Below are 18,637 nucleotides of genomic sequence, written 5' to 3'. Positions count from 1 at the left end.
GAAGCAATGATAGTGAAGGCAGGTGATGCTCCATGTTGAGCACGATATATGGTAGCAAAACATTTAGTAAAAGCGGTACGATTACCCTCCCACACAAATGGCGGGAACCGTTTGGACTGGTTCCAGGAAGACTTGCAGAACTCGTCTACCAAAACAACTGTATCTATATTAAGCGAGCGGTCAAAGACTCTACTCATAACAAGCGCTACGTCTCTGAAAAAGGAACCGTCCACATCCCAAAAGAACTCCGCGAAGAAATGGGCATGACCCATCAATCATCCTACTACCTGATCGTAAATGAAACAGATAATTGTTTTATGATTTCAAGAGAAAAATAACCATACGAACCAAGCTCTTCCCTTCACCAAACAAGGTCCGTCCCTCGCCTGTTTCAAAGCGACGAGGGACGGACCTTTGGTTGTTCGATGGTGATGCTGCTTCCCGATGGGGAGATGGATAGTTTGCGGACGTTCATGCTTGGGAAGGACTGTTCGAGCTGTCGTGCGAGCCATTCACTTGCTTCCCGTTCCACGAAGCAGGCAATCGTCGGGCCGGCACCGCTTAAGGCGACACCGAATGCCCCGAAACGGCCCGCAACCTCTTCCACTGCATCATAGTGAGGAAGCAGCTTTCTCCGGTGGGGCTGATGATACCTGTCCCGCTTCATCATTTTCCCAACCATTTCCCAGTCCCCTGTTAAAAACGCAGCCACCAGTACATTTGAAATCGCTCCGGCTTCCACGGATTCTTCAAAGGAAAGACTCTCCGGAAGTACATTTCGGGAATCCGATGTTTTCAGTTCAGCTTTAGGAATCACGCATACCACATCAACGGGCAGATCAGGAACCGATAAAAGACTCACGCCTTTTTCATGCTGACAGCTGACCACAAACCCACCATAGAGGGACGCTCCTACGTTATCAGGATGACCTTCAAACCGATTCGCAAGTGCCAGTTTCTTTTCCTGGGTCAGATTCAGCTCACACAGGGCATTGGCAAGCTCAATGCCCGCCACAACCGCTGCTGCGCTGGAGCCTAACCCTCTCGTTAACGGAATGTCACTGGATATGTAGAGGTGACACGGAGACGGCTTCTTACCATAGTCATCTGCCACCTCTTTCACGATCTCTACAATGAAATGTGTCTCATCAACCGGAAAGACCTCCAGGGCAGAAGAAAGGGGAATCACTTGCCAATCTTCCGCTTCATGTACCTCCAAGGTTAAAAATACATTTAAAGCCAAGCCCAGAGAATCAAATCCAGCTCCTAAATTGGCTGTGCTTCCAGGGACAATGATCTTCCATGAGCGGGGGTCACGTCTTTTCATACGCCAATGGTCCCTTTAATATAGTCCTTCACCATTTCACGATCGTTTGGCAACTTCGCCGGTATGACCGGACTGCAATCCATGGCCGTAACCGGATCCTTTAAGCCATTACCTGTCAATACCGCCACTACCTTTGAACCTTTTTTGATCAAGCCTTTATCCAATGATTTCTTTATTCCCGCAATCGATGCACATGAAGCGGGCTCAGCAAAGATCCCTTCTTTACTTGCAAGCAGCTGATAGGCCTCTAGAATTTCTTCATCGCTTACTTCATCGATATGTCCATTTGATTCCTCCAGAGCGTCTACAGCTAATGACCAGCTTGCCGGGTTCCCGATTCGGATCGCCGTCGCAATCGTTTCAGGCTGAGGAAACACCCTGTCATGGACCAAAGCTGCTGCTCCAGATGCTTCAAAGCCAAACATTCGAGGTAAAGTCGAAGCTTTGAGCTCATGATATTCTTTGAAACCTTTCCAGTATGCTGAAATATTCCCCGCATTACCAACAGGGATCGCAAGCACATCAGGGGCCATACCCAACCCTTCGATGACTTCAAAAGCTGCTGTTTTCTGGCCTTCCAAACGATACGGATTCACTGAATTCACAAGAGTGACAGATTCGGTTTTACTCAGCTCACGGACGATTTCCAGGGCTTCATCAAAATTCCCTTCGATGGAAATGATTTCGGCACCATACATGACAGCTTGAGCCAGTTTCCCTTGAGCAATTTTCCCCTCGGGGATGACCACGATACATTTGATTCCTGCCCTCGCTGCATAGGCTGCAGCTGAAGCGGAGGTATTTCCGGTAGAGGCGCAAATGACCGTCGAACTCCCTGACTCTACCGCTTTGGCAACGGCGAGAACCATTCCGCGATCTTTAAAGGATCCGGTAGGGTTTGCTCCCTCAACCTTTACATTCAACTCGATGCCCCATTCCCGGGACAGCGTTTTTAATTCAACCAAGGGAGTATTCCCTTCATTTAACGTTAAAAGAGGAGTGTCATCATTTAATGGAAGATGCTCCCTATACTGCTCCAGTAACCCTTTCCATCTCATCCTTTGTCTCCCCCTTCTACACGGTATGAACTTTCAATCGAATGAACCGCTTCATAATCCTTCAGCTCCATCAATATGTCTTCGTAATGATCAAGAGATGCTTTATGAGTCACAAGGACAATTTCAGCAAATTCATCACTGTCCAATGGATTCTGTAGAATCTTCTCAAAACTGACGCCGTGATTCGAGAAGATGGAAGTGAGTTTTGCTAAGACGCCTACTTCATCCTGAACGTGCAGACGCAAGAAATATTTTGAGTGAATTTCATTCCGTTCTTTTAACTTTTTAGGGAATTGCGGGTTCACCGCACTCTTACCCGTGACTCCCAATCTCATATTCTTCATAATTCCTACCATATCTGATACGACGGCTGTGGCCGTTGGAAGACTTCCTGCCCCCGGACCGTAAAACATCGTTTCACCAACCGCTTCCCCATATACGTACACTGCGTTATATTCATCATGAACGGATGCGAGAGGATGCTCATTTTGCAGCAGAGTGGGCTCCACGCTCACTTCTACACTTTCTCCTTCACGGTGAGCGTAGCCGATGAGCTTCATTGTGTAGCCGAATTGCTCGGCATATTGGATGTCATCACCCGTCACTTCCGTAATACCTTTCACTTTCACATCGGCTAGATCGACGTTCATGGAAAACCCTAACGTTGAAAGGATCGCCATCTTCCTCGCTGCATCCAAGCCGCCTACATCTGCCGTCGGATCCGCTTCTGCATACCCTAAGTCCTGAGCTTCCTTGAGAACATCATCGAAGGTCCGTCCCTCTTTCGTCATCTTCGTCAGTATGAAGTTCGTCGTTCCGTTGACGATTCCCATCATTTTCGTGATGCGATCGGAGGCGAGGCCATCTACTAAACTTCTTAAAATCGGGATTCCCCCTGCGACGCTGGCTTCGTAGAATAGGTCGCAGCCGTTTTCTGAGGCGGCCCTTAGTAATTCCGGTCCGTGAAGGGCCATGAGATCCTTGTTTGCCGTTACGACATGCTTCTTCTGGTGCAGTGCATGGATGAGATGTTCTTTCGTTGCTTCAATTCCTCCCATTACCTCGACCACAATATCAATTTCAGGATCAAACAGGACTTCCTCAGGATTTAAGGTCAGTATGCTGTTTACCATTTCCAGTCCTCTATCTTTCTCTAAATCCTGAACAAGGGCTTTCTTTACCTTCACAGGACAGCCGATTTGGTGGGACAGTTTATCCTGATGATTCTCTACAATCTTCACCACTCCGGCTCCCACCGTTCCGAGTCCTAAAAGTCCGATTGAAATTGATTCCATAAGCCGAAAACCTCCATTTGTTTATTTCACATGTACATTTGTTCTTATATAGTGGACATTATAGTTGAAAAAATTACCTATTACAATAGGTATTTACGTATTTCTCGAATGTAAGAGTTTTCATTATTCATATATTGTGAGAATTGTTTTTAATAAACTCCATCACTTATAAACAGAGGACCGCTCCTAACTAACAACGTAGTTAAGAGCCGTCCTTCTTTCACACAATATGGTGCAGCTGTCTGGCCATTTTGGATAGATCCCGGTACACAGGGATCTTGCTTGGATCGGCATTTCCGCCACTGATGACACAGCCGACTTTCTTTCCTTGTACCTTGACCTTTTGGCACATGGCTGCCGCTAAGGATGCGGCTCCCGCTCCTTCCACCAGCGTTTTTTCCCGTTGAAGCATAAACATGATACTATAGGAGATTTCTTCATCGGTCACGGTGACCATGTCGTCCACATACTTCCGGATGATCGGAAACGTGAGCTCTCCAGGCTTCTTGACGAGGATCCCGTCAGCAATGGTGTGTACATGCTCCAGGGGCCCTTTGTTTCTTCCTGTAAAAAAGTTATACGTAGCCGGTGCTCCCAGTGCCTGTACGCCGACGATCTGTACTCGGGGGTTAAAGGCTTTTACGGCCAGTGCCATTCCGGCCAACAGACCCCCTCCGCCAACAGGTACCAGAATCATGTCTAAATCACTAAGCTGCTGAAGCATTTCCAGTGCGACTGTCCCTTGCCCAGCCATCACTTTATGATCATCAAATGCATGAACATACGTCGAGCCATTTCTGATTTTCTCTTGGAGTGCTGCCCCGTAGGCTTCCTGATAGGTGTCTCCAGTCAGGACAATCTCAGCTCCGTAATGTTTCGTTGCCGCAATTTTTGTGGAAGGTGTTCGTTTTGGCATGAAGATTTTCGACGGAACTCCGCGCAGGGATGAAGCCAGTGCCACACCTTGGGCATGATTTCCTGCAGATGCGGCAATGATGCCTCTGCCCGCTTCTTCTTCAGACAATGACATGATTTTATTCATTGCGCCTCTTACTTTGAAGGAACCTGTTCGCTGCAGGTTCTCCATTTTCAAATAGATCTCTCCACCTGTGAACGTATTCAGCGTCGATGATTGCTTTAACGGTGTTCGATGCACCTGATGGCTGATTCTTTCCATCGCTTCTACAACTTCAGTGTTATCCATTAAATTCCCAAGCCACTCACCTCATAATTTTTTTCGTATTCTTCAATATTTTTTCCGTAATGTAACGTCAAATCAATTTCATCCAGTCCCTTTAACAACATCGTCTTCCAGTAAGGATCGATGTCAAAAGAGACACGAAGCCCTTCGGAATCACAAATGGTCTGATGCTCAAGGGAAACTTCCATTTTATATAAATCTACATGACTCTCATTTCTTAAAAGAGCATCCACTGTCTTCTCTTCAAGCTGAATGGGCAGGATCCCATTCTTCAAACAGTTGTTATAAAAAATATCTGCAAAGCTTTTGGCGATGATTACTTTAAACCCATAGTCCTGAAGGGCCCACGGAGCGTGCTCCCTCGAAGATCCGCACCCAAAATTCTTACCGCCAAGGAGAACCTCGGCGTTTTGATATTGGGGTGTGTCTAATAAGAAATCGTCTCTTAGCGACTTTCCATCGTCTTCAAAGCGCCAATGATAAAACAAGAACTGTCCAAACCCTTTACGTTCAATCCTTTTTAAAAACTGTTTCGGTATGATTTGATCGGTATCGACATTGTCTCTCCTGAGAGGAAATACTTTTCCTTCCACATGATTGATCGCCACCTTCTCACCTCCTATGAAATCGGCATTTTTTCAAGCTTCCGTACATCTGTCAGCTTCCCGGTCACGGCCGCGGCTGCGGCCATGGACGGGCTGAGTAGATGCGTTCTTGATCCATTTCCTTGCCTGCCTTCAAAGTTCCGGTTGGAAGTCGATGCACAGCGTTTGCCTGGAGGCACGATATCATCATTCATGGCCAGGCACATGCTGCAGCCTGCTTCCCTCCACTGGAATCCGGCTTCTTTAAAAATGGTATCCAATCCTTCCTCTTCAGCCTCTTTCTTCACTTTAAACGAACCCGGAACAACCAAAGCGGTCACGCCCGGCTTTACAGTTTGGCCTTTCACCACCTCAGCCGCCGCTCTCAAGTCACTCAAGCGCGAATTCGTACACGAGCCAATAAACACATAATCAACCTCTATGTCCTCGATTCTCATCCCCGCTTCGAGCCCCATATAATGAAGAGCCCTTTCAACCCCTTCTCTTTCAGAAGGATCTGCGTACTGTTCCGGATGAGGGACGGACCTCGAAATCGATGCGCCCATTCCAGGATTGGTTCCCCATGTTACATGAGGTTCGATCTCCTCACCTTTCACCTCCATTTTGTGATCATAGGTTGCGTCCTTGTCACTCTTTAAGGATCTCCATTCTTCTTTGCATTGTTCAAACGATTTGTCTTTAGGAAGATATTCTTTCCCCTTTAGATAATCGAAGGTCGTCTCGTCAGGACTGATCAATCCCGCTTTGGCTCCTGCTTCAATGCTCATATTACAGACGGTCATTCTTTCTTCCATGGATAGATTGCGGATCACGTCACCGGTGAATTCGATGACATATCCGGTTCCAAATCCTACCCCGTAGGTAGAAATGATGTGTAAGATCACGTCTTTGGCTGTGACACCGAATCCCAACTCTCCCGTCACGTCCACTTGAAGAGTTTTCGGCTTTGATTGCCAGAGGGTTTGGGTTGCCATAACATGCTCCACTTCACTCGTGCCAATCCCGAAGGCCAGTGCTCCGAAGGCTCCGTGGGTTGAGGTATGACTGTCTCCGCAAACAATGGTTTTCCCCGGCTGAGTCAAACCGAGCTCTGGACCGATGACGTGGACAATCCCTTGATCGGGATGATGAATATCGGCAAGAGTGACACCAAATTCTTCACAATTTTTCTTTAACGTATCCATCTGCAGTCGAGCGATTTCATCCCTGATGATGTGACGCTCTCTCGTCGGTACATTGTGATCCATCGTGGCATAGGTCAAATCGGGTCTTCTCACCTTGCGATTTTTCAAGCGCAGCCCTTCAAATGCTTGGGGAGACGTAACTTCATGTACAAGGTGCAGATCAATATACAGTAAATCCGGCTTTCCCTTTTCTCTGTGCACTATGTGTTTTTCCCATATCTTTTCGATGATATTTTTCCCTGCCATGAACTCCCTCCTGGTTTGGTTAGATTTTTATTCAGTTAAGGCTGTATTAATAGAATTGTTACTGAGTGAGTAGTGGTTGATTTCCGCTCCAATCAACTTCTTTATAATCTAATTGCTTACACAAAAGCAATTCAAGTAAATCCTATCCTACAAGTAAGCCGCCAGGATGGAAGACAGGGCATGATCCGCTTCCAGTCGCTCTACAACCAGCTGACTCATGGCACCGGTCCCCACAACGGTTCCGCGTCCCATGGTCCAAAGGTCTCCTGTACGGTAGCCTGCGTTGAGGACCTCCTGAACGGCCATTTCGATCATTTCCGCTTCTTCTTTTAAGCCGAAGGAGTGTCGCAGCATCATGGCAACCGATAGAATCATGGCCAGTGGATTGGCTTTTCCTTTTCCGGCGATATCGGGTGCTGATCCGTGTACCGGTTCGTAAAGCCCGAAGGAGTCCCCTCTTAAACTGGCTGAAGGAAGCATTCCCAGTGAGCCTGTGATCATGGAGGCTTCGTCACTCAGGATGTCTCCGAACATATTCTCCGTTACCAAAACATCGAATTGCTTCGGCTGATACATTAACTTCATGGCCGCTACATCGACCAGCATGTGCTCCACTTCCACATCCGGGTATTCAACGGCGACTTCATTCACGACTTCGCGCCACATTCGACTGGTTTCCAGAACATTTGCCTTGTCGACGGACGTTAATTTTTTCTTGCGCTTTTGAGCCAACTTGAAGGCCTTATGAACGATTCGTTCGATTTCACTTTTTTCATAGACAAGGGTATCAACTGCTACTTCATCTCTCTTCCCTTGACGACCGGACGGCTGACCGAAGTACAATCCTCCTGTCAGTTCCCTGACTATCACCAGATCTACTTCTTCTACAATCTCCCGCTTTAGCGGGGATGCACCCAGTAAACTTTCAATTGCTTTCACCGGCCTCAGATTCGCAAATAGCTCGAACTCTTTGCGAATCGCCAGGAGACCTTTTTCAGGACGAAGCTCTTTGGGAAGATGCTCCCACTTAGGACCTCCTACGGCTCCTAATAATACGGCGTCACTATCTCTACAAAGCTTGATCGTTTCAGGAGGTAATGGAGTACCGAAGCGATCGACGGCAGACCCGCCGATGTGACCTTTCTCGACTTCGAATTCATGACCGAACCAATCACCCACTGCCTTCAGTACTTCTAATGCCCCGTCCATGATCTCTTGACCGATACCGTCTCCTGGTAGTACAGCGATTTTCTTCTTCATTAGAATTACCTCCTGTTTTGGTTGGCTTTTTTATGTGAGAGCCTTGGTATACTTGATATACAAGGCTCCTCCTTGTTATAAGCTGGCTTTCACCGCTTCCTTCTCCAAGGACTGTGACTTCCGTTGAGCGGATCGATTCACTGCATTAAGGTAAGCGCGTGCCGATGCTTCTAATACATCCTGGGCAGTTCCCCGTCCGCTTGTCTTTTCTCCGTTATATTCAAGTCTTACATAGACTTCTGCAAGAGCATCCCGGCCACCACCGACTGAGTTGATCTTGTAATCTAATAATCTAGAAGGACTTGGCAGGATTTTTTCGATCGTATTGTAGATGGCTTCTACACTCCCTGATCCCGTTGAAGCAAGCCGGGTTACACTTCCGTCCTCAAACTTCAATTCGATCGTGGCCGTCGGGATATTGTCCATGCCATATTGGACCTGCATTCTTTCTAATGTAAAGCCGACAGCTTCGGCCATTTCCGTTTGCTTATTCGTCAGGATGCTGAAGAGATCTTCATCGACGATTTCCTTTTTCTTATCCGCCAGATCCTTGAATGCATGAAATGCTTCATTGAGCTTCTCCTCTGAAAGTTCAAATCCCAATTCAACCACTTTATTTTTAAAGGCGTGACGTCCTGAGTGTTTTCCAAGCACCAGGCGGGTGGCATTCACTCCAATCAGTTCAGGGGTGATGATTTCGTACGTTGTTTTTTCCTTCAGCATTCCGTCCTGGTGAATACCCGATTCATGAGCGAAAGCATTATCACCTACAACCGCTTTGTTAGCCGGTACCCTCATCCCCGTCAGCTTACTGACAAGAGAGCTTGTTTTCTTGATTTCGTCGAGTTTCAGGCGGGTGGTGGCTCCGTAAAAATCTTCCCGGATTCTAAGAGCCACTGCGATCTCTTCCAGAGCTGCATTTCCAGCCCTTTCCCCGATCCCATTGATCGTTCCTTCGATTTGATCGGCTCCGTTTTCAATGGCAGCCAGTGAATTGGCTGTCGCCATTCCCAAATCATCATGACAATGAGCCGATAGCTTTACTCCGTCGATATTCGGAACGTTTTCTCTTACGTACCGAAACAATTCACCGTATTTATGAGGGGTGATATACCCTACCGTGTCAGGAAGGTTAATGACGGAAGCTCCTGCCTCAATCACCTTCTCCATGATTTTCACTAAAAAATTGAGATCTGAACGGCACGCATCTTCTGCCGACCACTGAACCACCGGGAAAAATTTCTTCGCATACTGAACGGCCTGGACCGCTGTATCGATGACCTGATCCGGTGTCATCTTCAGCTTATGGGTCATGTGAATGGGAGAGGTGGCAAGGAACACATGTAACCTTGGTTCGGCCGTTCCTTTAAGCGATTCCCATACCGCATCGATGTCCCGCTGCTGAGCTCGGGCAAGCCCCGTAACAGAGCTGTTCTTGATCGTGGAACCGATCCGCTGTACGGCATCGAAGTCCCCTTTTGAAGCTGCAGGAAAACCTGCTTCAATGACGTCCACCCCGAGCCTTTCCAGTTGTCTCGCCACTTCGATCTTTTCAATCGTATTAAGATTTACACCCGCTGACTGTTCACCGTCCCGTAGAGTTGTGTCAAAGATCTCAATGGTTCGCACTCGCAACCACTTCCTTTTCTTTAGTAGAAGGTTTCTGTACAAATGGCATCATTTTACGAAGCTCTCTCCCAACGACTTCGATCGGGTGCTGACTTTCACGTTGATTGATGGCGTTGAATTCCGGACGGTTCGCCTGGTTCTCCAGGATCCATCCCTTCGCAAATTTTCCTGTTTGGATATCCGTTAATACTTCCTTCATGCGGGCTTTCGTTTCTTCGTTCACCACCCGTGGACCTGAAACGAAGTCTCCCCATTGAGCCGTGTCTGAGATTGAGAAGCGCATTCCTTCTAATCCCTGCTCATACATCAGGTCAACGATCAGCTTCAATTCATGTAAACACTCGAAATAGGCGACCTCTTTTTGATAACCTGCTTCCACCAGCGTTTCGAATCCTGCTTTCACAAGGGATGTCACCCCTCCACACAGGACTGCCTGTTCACCGAATAGATCGGTTTCCGTCTCCTCCTGGAAGGATGTTTCCAAGATCCCTGCGCGTCCTGCCCCAACACCTTTTGCATACGCAAGGGCCAGTTCGGAGGCATGACCTGAAGCGTCTTGATAAACCCCGAAGAGTGCAGGCACTCCGGCTCCTTCTTCAAACGTTCTTCTTACCAGGTGTCCCGGTCCTTTTGGTGCTACCAGGAATACGTCTACATCTTCCGGAGGAACGACTTGATGGAAATGGATATTAAATCCGTGTGCAAATGCCAGTGCTTTGCCTTTCGAGAGGGCCGGCTTGATTTCTGCCTCATACACTTTCGGTTGATGCTCATCCGGCAGGAGAACCATGATGACGTCTGCCTGTTCACTTGCTTCGCGGACCGAGTAGACATCGAAACCGTCTTTTTCCGCCTGGTCCCAGGACTTCCCTTTTCGTAATCCGACTACAACATCAAATCCGCTTTCCTTCAGGTTCTGAGCATGTGCGTGACCTTGTGAACCATAACCGACAACCGCTACCTTCTTTCCTTTTAAAACCTCTTCATTCACATCTCCGTTATAATATACCTTTACCATTTCCCTCATCCTCTCCGTTTTTTGAATAATTAGTTTTTTGTAAATGTGGAGCTTCTAATTCACAATTGAATACTGTTTCAGGTCTGTGACCGACTTGCCATTTCCCCTGGCGAATGCCGTGATGCCTGTTCGGGCAATCTCTTTGATGCCGTAAGGTCTTAACAAGTCGATGATCGCTTCTATTTTCGATGTTTCACCCGTTACCTGGACGGTTACGCTGTCCCTTGCCACATCAATGATGGCGGCTCTGAATGGTTCTACGATCCCATTGATTTCGGACCGGGTCTGTCCTGTACTCAACACCTTGATGAGTGCCAGTTCCCTTGCGACGACGCCTTGATCCGTGATGTCGGAGACCTTAAGGACATCGATTTGTTTATGCAGCTGTTTTAACAGCTGTTCAATTTTGCCATCGTCTTCAACATTGACGACAAACGTCATTCTCGAAATCCCTTCGACTTCTGTGTAGCCCACTGAAATGCTTTCGATGTTGAACTGACGCTTTGTAAACAATCCGGTCACCCGGTTCAGGACACCACTCCGGTTATGAACGAGAGCCGTTACAATCCGTTTCCTCATGGTTTCACTCCTAACATTTCATGTAATCCTTTTCCTGGAGCCACCATCGGGTAGACATTTTCTTTTGGATTCACCCAGCAATCAATGAGTACCGGTTCATCACTTGTTAGTGCTTCTTTTAACACAGAATCGACTTCCTCCTGGGTTTTCACCTGATACCCTTTGATTCCGTATGATTCAGCCAGTTTCACAAAATCCGGCTGGGTGTTGAACACCGATTGTGAGTATCTCTTTTCAAAGAAGGTTTCCTGCCACTGTCTCACCATCCCCAGTGTGCCGTTATTGAGAAGGACTACTTTTACTGGAAGATTCAATTCTTTCAGGAGAACCAGCTCCTGAAGGGTCATTTGGAATCCTCCATCTCCTACAAAGGCGACCACTGTACTGTCCGGGTTCGCTAACTGAGCCCCGATCGCTGCCGGAAATCCGAATCCCATCGTGCCAAGGCCTCCGGAAGTGACCCAATTATTCGGCTTCTTAAAAGAGTAATACTGTGCCGCCCACATTTGATGCTGCCCCACGTCTGTTGTGACAACCGCTTCCCCGTTCGTCATTTCATACACCTGTTCAATCAGGCGTTGAGGAGATAGCACATCATGAGCCTGGTTATACCAGAAAGGATATTCTCTTTTGTATGACTTAAGATGCTGATGCCAGGCATCGAAATCAGGCTTCTCTTCCTCATGTTGAAGGAGTTTTTCCAGTGCCTGTTTGGCATCGGCTACGATCGGAATCTGCGTTTTGACATTCTTCCCGATTTCAGCCGGGTCGATATCGATATGGACCACCTTGGCACTCGGCGCAAAGGTAGCGAGATTCCCGGTCAACCTGTCGTCAAATCGGGCACCGATATTGATGAGCAAGTCACATTCGTGGAGCGCCATATTGCTTGCATAACACCCATGCATCCCTGCCATGCCGAGAAACAACGGGTGATCTGCCGGAAATCCACCTAAACCTAAGAGGGTGTGAATCACCGGGAGTTCATATTGTTCTGCGAAAGTCTTCAGTTCCTCCGTTGCCTTTCCGTGAAGGACTCCTGCCCCGGCTAAGATGACCGGCTGCCGGGAAACTTTGATGGCTTCCACCAGCTTCTTGATTTGAAGTGGATTGGGGTAGAAGTTAGGCTGGTACCCCGGTAAGTCCATTTCCACATCGCGTACCGGATAAGCTTGCTGCAAGGTCAAGTCTTTCGGAATGTCGACAAGTACGGGGCCAGGCCTGCCGGTTGATGCGATATGAAAGGCCTCCTTCACAATCCTCGGTAAGTCTTTAATATCACGCACCTGGTAATTATGCTTGGTGATCGGCATCGTAATCCCGACTACGTCCGCTTCCTGGAAAGCATCAGTTCCGATGACCCCAGAAGCCACCTGCCCGGTAAAGATAACAAGAGGAAGTGAATCCATCATGGCATCGGCAATCCCTGTCACTAAATTCGTTGCTCCCGGTCCTGACGTGGCAATGACCACACCCGGTCTCCCTGATACACGGGCATATCCTTCTGCCGCATGGATGGCGCCTTGCTCATGACGAGCGAGAACGTGCTTGATCGGGGCTTTGTATAGAGCATCGTAAATCGGCAAGACCGCTCCTCCAGGGTACCCAAACAGAATCTCAACCTTTTCCTCCTTCAAAGCTTTCATGAGCATATCAGCACCGTTGACATGTTCTGTTAGTGTCTGTGAAGCAAGTTCCGCCTCTACCTTCGCTCTCATTGCCTATCTCCTCCATTTCTTACTTTTTTCAAACAAAAAAGACCTTTCCACCCACTACGACAGAGTTCATCTTTCGCAGGGGCGAAAAGGTCTTCATCCTTTCCACGGTACCACCCTAGTTCAGAGATGATCGTTATCATCTCCCTTGGCAGGCTGATCGATTTCACCAGCCTTTGTTTTTGTAACGAGTATCATCTACTCGATCGTTCCTACTTTCAGAGGTTCAGAACGATACTCAGAGGGGATGTCGGTATTGGATGTATTACTGGTTTGCAGCACCACCAGCTCTCTGTAAATACGATTTCCAATCCTTTTACCTCTTCAACGCTTTCCTTTATTCCGTTTTCAAAATTCCACCTGTACTCGCTGATGTTACAAGCTTGGCATATCTTGCTAAGTAACCTTTTCTGATCTTTGGAGGAGGCTGTACCCACTCCTTTTGCCTGAACTGAAGTTCTGTTTCTGAAACCATGAGGGAAATCGTTCGATTGGTGAGATCAATGAAGATGGGATCTCCATTTTCCACCACGCCGATCGGTCCTCCTTCAGCAGCTTCCGGTGAGACATGACCGATTGAAATGCCCCGGGATGCTCCTGAAAACCTGCCGTCCGTCATGAGTGCGACTTTCTTCTCAAGGCCCCTTCCGGCAATGGCTGCCGTTGGTGCCAGCATCTCCGGCATTCCCGGACCACCCTTTGGTCCTTCATACCGGATCACCACTACATGCCCTTCTCTCACTTCTCCACTTTCAATGCCTGCAAGTGCGTCATCCTGAGATTCATATATAATCGCTTCACCCATGAAGGTTTTAATGGATGGGTCGACTGCTCCGACTTTGATGACTCCTCCGTTTGGAGCGATATTCCCAAAGAGTACGGATAATCCTCCGACTGGACTGTGGGCATTTTCCTTGCGACGGATGACATCGTCATTTTGAATATGAGCATCCTTCACATTTTCATAAAGTGACTTTCCTGTAACGGTGATGCGATCTTTGTTTACAGCTTCCATTTCACATAGCTCTTTAATGATAGCGCTGACCCCTCCAGCGTTATGGACGTCCTGCATGGAGTAATCCGAGGCCGGGCTTATTTTAGATAAATAGGGGACTCGTTCAGCAACTTTATTGATCCGGTTGATGTCATAATCGATTTCCGCTTCATTCGCAATCGCCAGTGTGTGGAGAACGGTATTCGTGGAACCTCCCATGGCCATGTCTAAAGCGAATGCATCATCGATGGTGTCTTTCGTTATGATGTCTCTTGGTTTAATATCTTTCTTGATCATTTCCACCAGGTATTTGGCTGCATCCTTGATTAACTGATGCCGTTCTTCCGATGTGGCAACAATCGTGCCATTTCCCGGAGGAGCCATTCCAAGCATTTCCATCAGGGAATTCATGGAGTTCGCCGTGAACATCCCTGAGCATGATCCACATGTCGGACATGCATTGGCTTCGATGTCGAGAAGCTGTTCCGCGGTCATCCTTCCTGACTGATGGGCGCCCACTCCTTCGAAAACGGATACGAGTGATAATGGTTTCCCTTCACTGGAAACCCCCGCTTCCATCGGCCCTCCCGATACGAAAACCGATGGGACGTTTGTTCGGACCGCTGACATGAGCATTCCCGGAGTGATCTTGTCACAGTTCGGAATGTAGAACACTCCGTCGAACCAGTGAGCGTTGATGACGGTTTCTGCTGAGTCGGCAATCAGTTCCCGGCTCGGGAGTGAGTACCTCATCCCGATATGTCCCATGGCGATCCCATCATCCACACCGATTGTGTTGAATTCGAATGGGATCCCGCCGGCTTCCCGGATTGCTTCTTTCACCACTTGGGCAAATCCGTTTAAATGCATATGACCGGGAATGATATCGATGTAAGAGTTGCACACCCCGATAAATGGTTTTTCCATGTCTTCGAGCTTGACTCCCGTCGCATATAGTAAACTGCGGTGGGGAGCCCGGTCGATTCCTTTCTTGATCATGTCACTTCTCACGTCATCACCTCCACTTAGCCAACTTGAGCATTCTGTTTGTAAACTTTTCTTCCATCCTGCGTGACAGTGCTTCTGAACTCCTGCAATAATTGGGTTGTATACTTTCCAGGTTTTCCTTCACCGATTACACGTCCGTCAACTTTTACAACGGCAATGACTTCGGCGGCTGTGCCTGTTAAGAACACTTCATCCGCTGTATACACATCATGACGGGTGAAGACTTCTTCCTTCATCTCGAATCCTAATTTCCCGGCAATCTCAATGATGGCATTACGGGTGATCCCTTCAAGGGCCCCTACATATCCGGGAGGTGTCAGGATCTTTCCTTTTTTGACAATGAAGATATTGTCTGCGGATCCCTCTGCTACATATCCTTGATCGTTCAACATCAATGCTTCGCTTACACCAGCGAGGTTCGCTTCGATTTTAACGAGAATGTTATTTAAGTAATTTAAGGATTTAACCTTTGGTGAAAGAACATCTGCCCGATTTCGGCGGCTGGCCACTGTAACGATATCGATGCCCGTTTCGTATAAGCTTTTCGGGAATAGGGCCAGTTGTTCTGCAATGACGATGATTTGTGGTTTCCTACAAGTAAATGGATCCAATCCCAGGTTTCCAACACCTCTGGAAATGACCACTCGTATGTAGGCATTCTCAAGTTGATTCTTTTTCAATGTATCTACGATAATATCGCTCATCTCTTCTTTAGAGACTTCAATATGCAACATGATGGATTTTGCTGAGTCATAAAGGCGATCAACATGCTCTTCCAGACGGAACACATTCCCATCATACATTCGAATCCCTTCGAACACTCCATCTCCATATAGAAAACCATGGTCGTACACAGATACAACTGCGTCTTCCTTTTTTACAAATTGTCCGTCTAAGTAGATCCACTGTTCGTTCATGTTAATCATTCCTTTCCCGGTTGAAATTTATTTGATTATTCAGTAATTTATTTTTGCAACGAAAGTACGTTGACTGTAAGCCTGTTGAGAGGGGGCAGAATCGGTTTATGACTGCCGCTTACCGCCGGCTCAGGTTTTTATATTGAGGACAATATTACTCCCGTTTCACAGGAAGGTCAACAGGGTTTTTGTAAATTTTTTGACTATTTAGATTTATCTGATTACAAGTAAACGCTTACATCTTTGTCCTAATAGAGTTTAAGGTGGGAAAAAAATATTTAAGATTTTTTTCATTAGAGGGGTGAATCGTCATTCAGAAGTGGCGAAAATCTCAATCAAAAATTTTTCGACAAAATCCTACAGGAATGCAGGCTCGGGGAGTTTGTACCCAGTCGGATCGGGACTGGTGCATCCTTTTCACCATCTTACAACGGAGAATGTGTCTGTCTTTTGAAGCGACATGCTTTTTCCATTCCCCAAAAAAAGAATCAATCCAGAAAGCAGGGCCCCCTGGATTGATTCTTCTATACCCATGTATACATATAATTCTCATCTTCGACATCGTTTGCTTTTTTGACAATTTTCAACGGCTTGAAGGTATCGATCATGACAGCGAGCTCCAACGTTTCTTTTTTTCCGATACTGGCTTCCGTCGTTCCTGGATGAGGACCGTGTGGAATCCCACTCGGGTGGAGGGTGATCGATCCTTCTTTGATTCCCTTTCTGCTCATGAAGTTTCCTTCCACATAGTACAGCAGCTCATCACTGTTCACGTTGCTGTGATTATAAGGAGCCGGAATCGATTCCGGATGGTAGTCGTATAACCTTGGAACAAATGAGCAGACAACAAAGTTATGCCCTTCAAATGTTTGATGAACAGGCGGCGGCTGATGAACACGACCGGTGATCGGCTCGAAATCCTCTATGTTGAATACCCAGGGATACAGATAACCATCCCAGCCGACGACGTCAAGTGGATGGTGATTCAATACGTGGGAATGAAGCGCACCCCTTGACTTGGTGATCACCTCAAACTCGCCCTTTTCATCCTTGGTTTCAAGCTTTTCCGGCCCCCGCAGATCCCGTTCACAGAAGGGACTGTGTTCCAGCAGCTGCCCGTACTCGTTTCGGTAGCGACGAGGAGTCGTAATCTGGCTGAATGACTCGACGATCAGCATCTTCGTCTCTTCTTCAGGAACGACACGGTAGATGGTCCCAATCGGAATCACCACATAATCACCTTTTCCATAGGTTAGCGTTCCGAACATCGTCTCTACCTTTCCTTTACCAAAATGGATATAAAGCATCTCATCTCCATCACCATTCCGGTAAAAGCTTGTCATCTCTTCTGTGACATAGGAAGTTCCAATCAATAAATCGGAATTACCAAGTAAATACTCACGGCTCTTTAAGGCACAGCCTTTCTTTTCTACCTTGTCTGTAAAGAAATGTCGATGGCGCAGAGCACCCTCTTCCTCAAATTCCGGCATATAACTGCCTAAATACTCTGTTTTCGCCACCGCCGTCGGCAAATGATGATGATACAGAATCGACTGTGTTCCCGAGAATCCCTTCGTCCCCATCACCTGCTCCCTGTAGAGGGTGCCGTCGTCTTTTTTAAACATGGTGTGACGTTTGTGAGGTATTTTCCCCAGTTGACGATAGTACATGGTTTTCCTCCTCTCTTCTGCTTACAATTGTATTACGCAGAACCCCTAATCCCGTAATCTCTAATTCCACTACGTCCCCAGGCTTCAGCCACGGATGTGTCTCAGTACCCAGCTCTAAAATGCATCCTGTTCCTACAGTACCGGATCCAATCACTTCGCCGGGATACAGGGTGACGTCTTTGGAGGCGCGCTCGATCATGTCTGCAAATGTATAATGGATATCCTGATAGTTACCCTTGGATAGGAGTTTCCCATTCACCTTCCCCGTCATAGGCAGGTCAAAACGATCTCCCTTTCTATAGGTATCCAGTTCATCTTTCGTCACTAAATAAGGTCCGAAAGATGTGGCAAAGTCCTTTCCTTTCGCCGGACCAAGTCCCACTTTCATCTCATGCTTCTGGATGTCCCTTGCACTCCAGTCGTTCATGATAAAATAACCATAAATATAGTCTTCCGCGTTTTCTTTTGTAATGTTTTTTCCTTCTTTGCCAATCACGCAGGCGATTTCCAGTTCATAATCAAGCCACTCACAGTCAGCCGGCTTTTCAATATGATCGAGAGGACCCTTTACAGCTAAATGATTCGTAAAATAGAAGACGGGAATGTCATACCATTCCGGCACAACATCCAGTCCCCTCCGTTTACGGGCCGTTTTCACATGCTCTTCAAACGCATAGAAATCCCGGATGCTGACTGGCCTTGGAATCGGTGACTTCAGGGTGACTTCTCGTAATGAATGTACTCCCATGTCTTTTTCCGACAAGGTACCGAGCCCCTTCATCCTTTTCATGCCTTCTTCTCCAAGATCGATAACGGATAACATGTCTTTAGGGAGCGATCCATTGCTGACAGCATGGATGTCCACGACAAGGTCATCCTGAACGAATCCTGCCCTTACTTCTCCTTCTTTTAAAAAACTAACCAGCTTCAC

16 protein-coding genes and 1 other annotated feature are annotated in these 18,637 nt (G+C 47.3%); of the genes, 1 reads left to right on the top strand and 15 read right to left on the bottom strand.

Features of this window, described 5'->3' with window-relative positions:
- Window positions 1-32: 32 nt before the first annotated feature.
- A complete protein-coding gene (locus DET59_RS05470) occupies window positions 33-338 on the top strand; it encodes an AbrB/MazE/SpoVT family DNA-binding domain-containing protein (RefSeq protein WP_113968602.1) in 306 nt (101 codons plus the stop codon).
- Between the two features lie 53 nt (window positions 339-391).
- On the opposite strand, the gene thrB is transcribed toward DET59_RS05470, so the two are convergent.
- The 15 genes from thrB to DET59_RS05395 all read right to left on the bottom strand — a co-directional run bounded on the left by thrB (window position 392) and on the right by DET59_RS05395 (window position 18,637).
- Window positions 392-1,327, bottom strand: a complete 936-nt coding sequence (thrB, locus tag DET59_RS05465) for a homoserine kinase (protein WP_113968601.1) — start codon at window positions 1,325-1,327, stop codon at window positions 392-394.
- Window positions 1,324-2,385 carry a threonine synthase gene (gene thrC / locus DET59_RS05460; RefSeq protein WP_113968600.1) on the bottom strand — a complete coding sequence of 354 codons (1,062 nt, stop codon included), beginning with the start codon at window positions 2,383-2,385 and terminating at the stop codon, window positions 1,324-1,326. The genes thrB and thrC overlap by 4 nt, the downstream gene beginning before the upstream one ends.
- Entirely contained in the window at window positions 2,382-3,680 is a 1,299-nt protein-coding gene (locus DET59_RS05455) for a homoserine dehydrogenase (protein ID WP_113968599.1), read from the bottom strand. The genes thrC and DET59_RS05455 overlap by 4 nt, the downstream gene beginning before the upstream one ends.
- Before the next feature lie 220 nt (window positions 3,681-3,900).
- Window positions 3,901-4,884 (bottom strand): threonine ammonia-lyase, encoded by a 984-nt coding sequence (gene ilvA / locus DET59_RS05450; protein ID WP_258549576.1) that lies wholly within the window; start codon window positions 4,882-4,884, stop codon window positions 3,901-3,903.
- The gene (gene leuD, locus DET59_RS05445) at window positions 4,884-5,489 is read right to left on the bottom strand and encodes a 3-isopropylmalate dehydratase small subunit (RefSeq protein WP_113968598.1); all 606 of its coding nucleotides are present in this window, start codon (window positions 5,487-5,489) and stop codon (window positions 4,884-4,886) included. The genes ilvA and leuD overlap by 1 nt, the downstream gene beginning before the upstream one ends.
- 11 nt (window positions 5,490-5,500) lie before the next feature.
- Window positions 5,501-6,916: a 3-isopropylmalate dehydratase large subunit gene (gene leuC / locus DET59_RS05440; protein ID WP_113968597.1), complete on the bottom strand. Its 1,416-nt coding sequence runs from the start codon at window positions 6,914-6,916 to the stop codon at window positions 5,501-5,503.
- A 147-nt stretch (window positions 6,917-7,063) separates the two neighbouring features.
- Window positions 7,064-8,176, bottom strand: a complete 1,113-nt coding sequence (gene leuB, locus DET59_RS05435; RefSeq protein WP_113968596.1) for a 3-isopropylmalate dehydrogenase — start codon at window positions 8,174-8,176, stop codon at window positions 7,064-7,066.
- Window positions 8,177-8,251: 75 nt separating this feature from the next.
- Complete coding sequence (locus DET59_RS05430; protein ID WP_113968595.1) at window positions 8,252-9,805, bottom strand: 2-isopropylmalate synthase; 1,554 nt, start codon at window positions 9,803-9,805, stop codon at window positions 8,252-8,254.
- Window positions 9,792-10,823 (bottom strand): ketol-acid reductoisomerase, encoded by a 1,032-nt coding sequence (gene ilvC, locus DET59_RS05425; protein ID WP_113968594.1) that lies wholly within the window; start codon window positions 10,821-10,823, stop codon window positions 9,792-9,794. Before ilvC ends, DET59_RS05430 begins: the two co-directional genes overlap by 14 nt.
- A 54-nt stretch (window positions 10,824-10,877) precedes the next feature.
- Entirely contained in the window at window positions 10,878-11,402 is a 525-nt protein-coding gene (gene ilvN / locus DET59_RS05420) for an acetolactate synthase small subunit (RefSeq protein WP_113968593.1), read from the bottom strand.
- Window positions 11,399-13,120, bottom strand: coding sequence for an acetolactate synthase large subunit (ilvB, locus tag DET59_RS05415; RefSeq protein ID WP_113968592.1), 1,722 nt, complete (start codon window positions 13,118-13,120; stop codon window positions 11,399-11,401). The genes ilvN and ilvB overlap by 4 nt, the downstream gene beginning before the upstream one ends.
- 74 nt (window positions 13,121-13,194) lie before the next feature.
- Window positions 13,195-13,454 (bottom strand) — a binding site (T-box leader).
- Window positions 13,455-15,122 carry a dihydroxy-acid dehydratase gene (gene ilvD, locus DET59_RS05410; RefSeq protein ID WP_113968591.1) on the bottom strand — a complete coding sequence of 556 codons (1,668 nt, stop codon included), beginning with the start codon at window positions 15,120-15,122 and terminating at the stop codon, window positions 13,455-13,457. It lies immediately after the preceding feature.
- A 14-nt stretch (window positions 15,123-15,136) separates the two neighbouring features.
- Window positions 15,137-16,036 (bottom strand): branched-chain-amino-acid transaminase, encoded by a 900-nt coding sequence (gene ilvE / locus DET59_RS05405; protein ID WP_113968590.1) that lies wholly within the window; start codon window positions 16,034-16,036, stop codon window positions 15,137-15,139.
- Window positions 16,037-16,560: 524 nt separating this feature from the next.
- Window positions 16,561-17,706: a homogentisate 1,2-dioxygenase gene (locus tag DET59_RS05400; RefSeq protein ID WP_113968589.1), complete on the bottom strand. Its 1,146-nt coding sequence runs from the start codon at window positions 17,704-17,706 to the stop codon at window positions 16,561-16,563.
- Window positions 17,654-18,637 carry a fumarylacetoacetate hydrolase family protein gene (locus DET59_RS05395; RefSeq protein ID WP_113968588.1) on the bottom strand — a complete coding sequence of 328 codons (984 nt, stop codon included), beginning with the start codon at window positions 18,635-18,637 and terminating at the stop codon, window positions 17,654-17,656. Before DET59_RS05395 ends, DET59_RS05400 begins: the two co-directional genes overlap by 53 nt.

Source organism: Rossellomorea aquimaris (assembly GCF_003315075.1).
Lineage (GTDB): Bacteria > Bacillota > Bacilli > Bacillales > Bacillaceae_B > Rossellomorea > Rossellomorea aquimaris_C.
Note: the sequence above shows the minus strand (reverse complement) of the source record. Positions and strands in the feature narration are given on the sequence as shown.

Bases quoted from the DNA above. Each gene is read 5' to 3' on its own strand.
- DET59_RS05470 (WP_113968602.1), top strand. From the start codon at position 33: ATGTTGAGCACGATATATGGTAGCAAAACATTTAGTAAAAGCGGTACG.
- thrB (WP_113968601.1), bottom strand. From the start codon at position 1,327: ATGAAAAGACGTGACCCCCGCTCATGGAAGATCATTGTCCCTGGAAGC.
- thrC (WP_113968600.1), bottom strand. From the start codon at position 2,385: ATGAGATGGAAAGGGTTACTGGAGCAGTATAGGGAGCATCTTCCATTA.
- DET59_RS05455 (WP_113968599.1), bottom strand. From the start codon at position 3,680: ATGGAATCAATTTCAATCGGACTTTTAGGACTCGGAACGGTGGGAGCC.
- ilvA (WP_258549576.1), bottom strand. From the start codon at position 4,884: ATGGATAACACTGAAGTTGTAGAAGCGATGGAAAGAATCAGCCATCAG.
- leuC (WP_113968597.1), bottom strand. From the start codon at position 6,916: ATGGCAGGGAAAAATATCATCGAAAAGATATGGGAAAAACACATAGTG.
- leuB (WP_113968596.1), bottom strand. From the start codon at position 8,176: ATGAAGAAGAAAATCGCTGTACTACCAGGAGACGGTATCGGTCAAGAG.
- ilvC (WP_113968594.1), bottom strand. From the start codon at position 10,823: ATGGTAAAGGTATATTATAACGGAGATGTGAATGAAGAGGTTTTAAAA.
- ilvN (WP_113968593.1), bottom strand. From the start codon at position 11,402: ATGAGGAAACGGATTGTAACGGCTCTCGTTCATAACCGGAGTGGTGTC.
- ilvB (WP_113968592.1), bottom strand. From the start codon at position 13,120: ATGAGAGCGAAGGTAGAGGCGGAACTTGCTTCACAGACACTAACAGAA.
- ilvE (WP_113968590.1), bottom strand. From the start codon at position 16,036: ATGAACGAACAGTGGATCTACTTAGACGGACAATTTGTAAAAAAGGAA.
- DET59_RS05400 (WP_113968589.1), bottom strand. From the start codon at position 17,706: ATGTACTATCGTCAACTGGGGAAAATACCTCACAAACGTCACACCATG.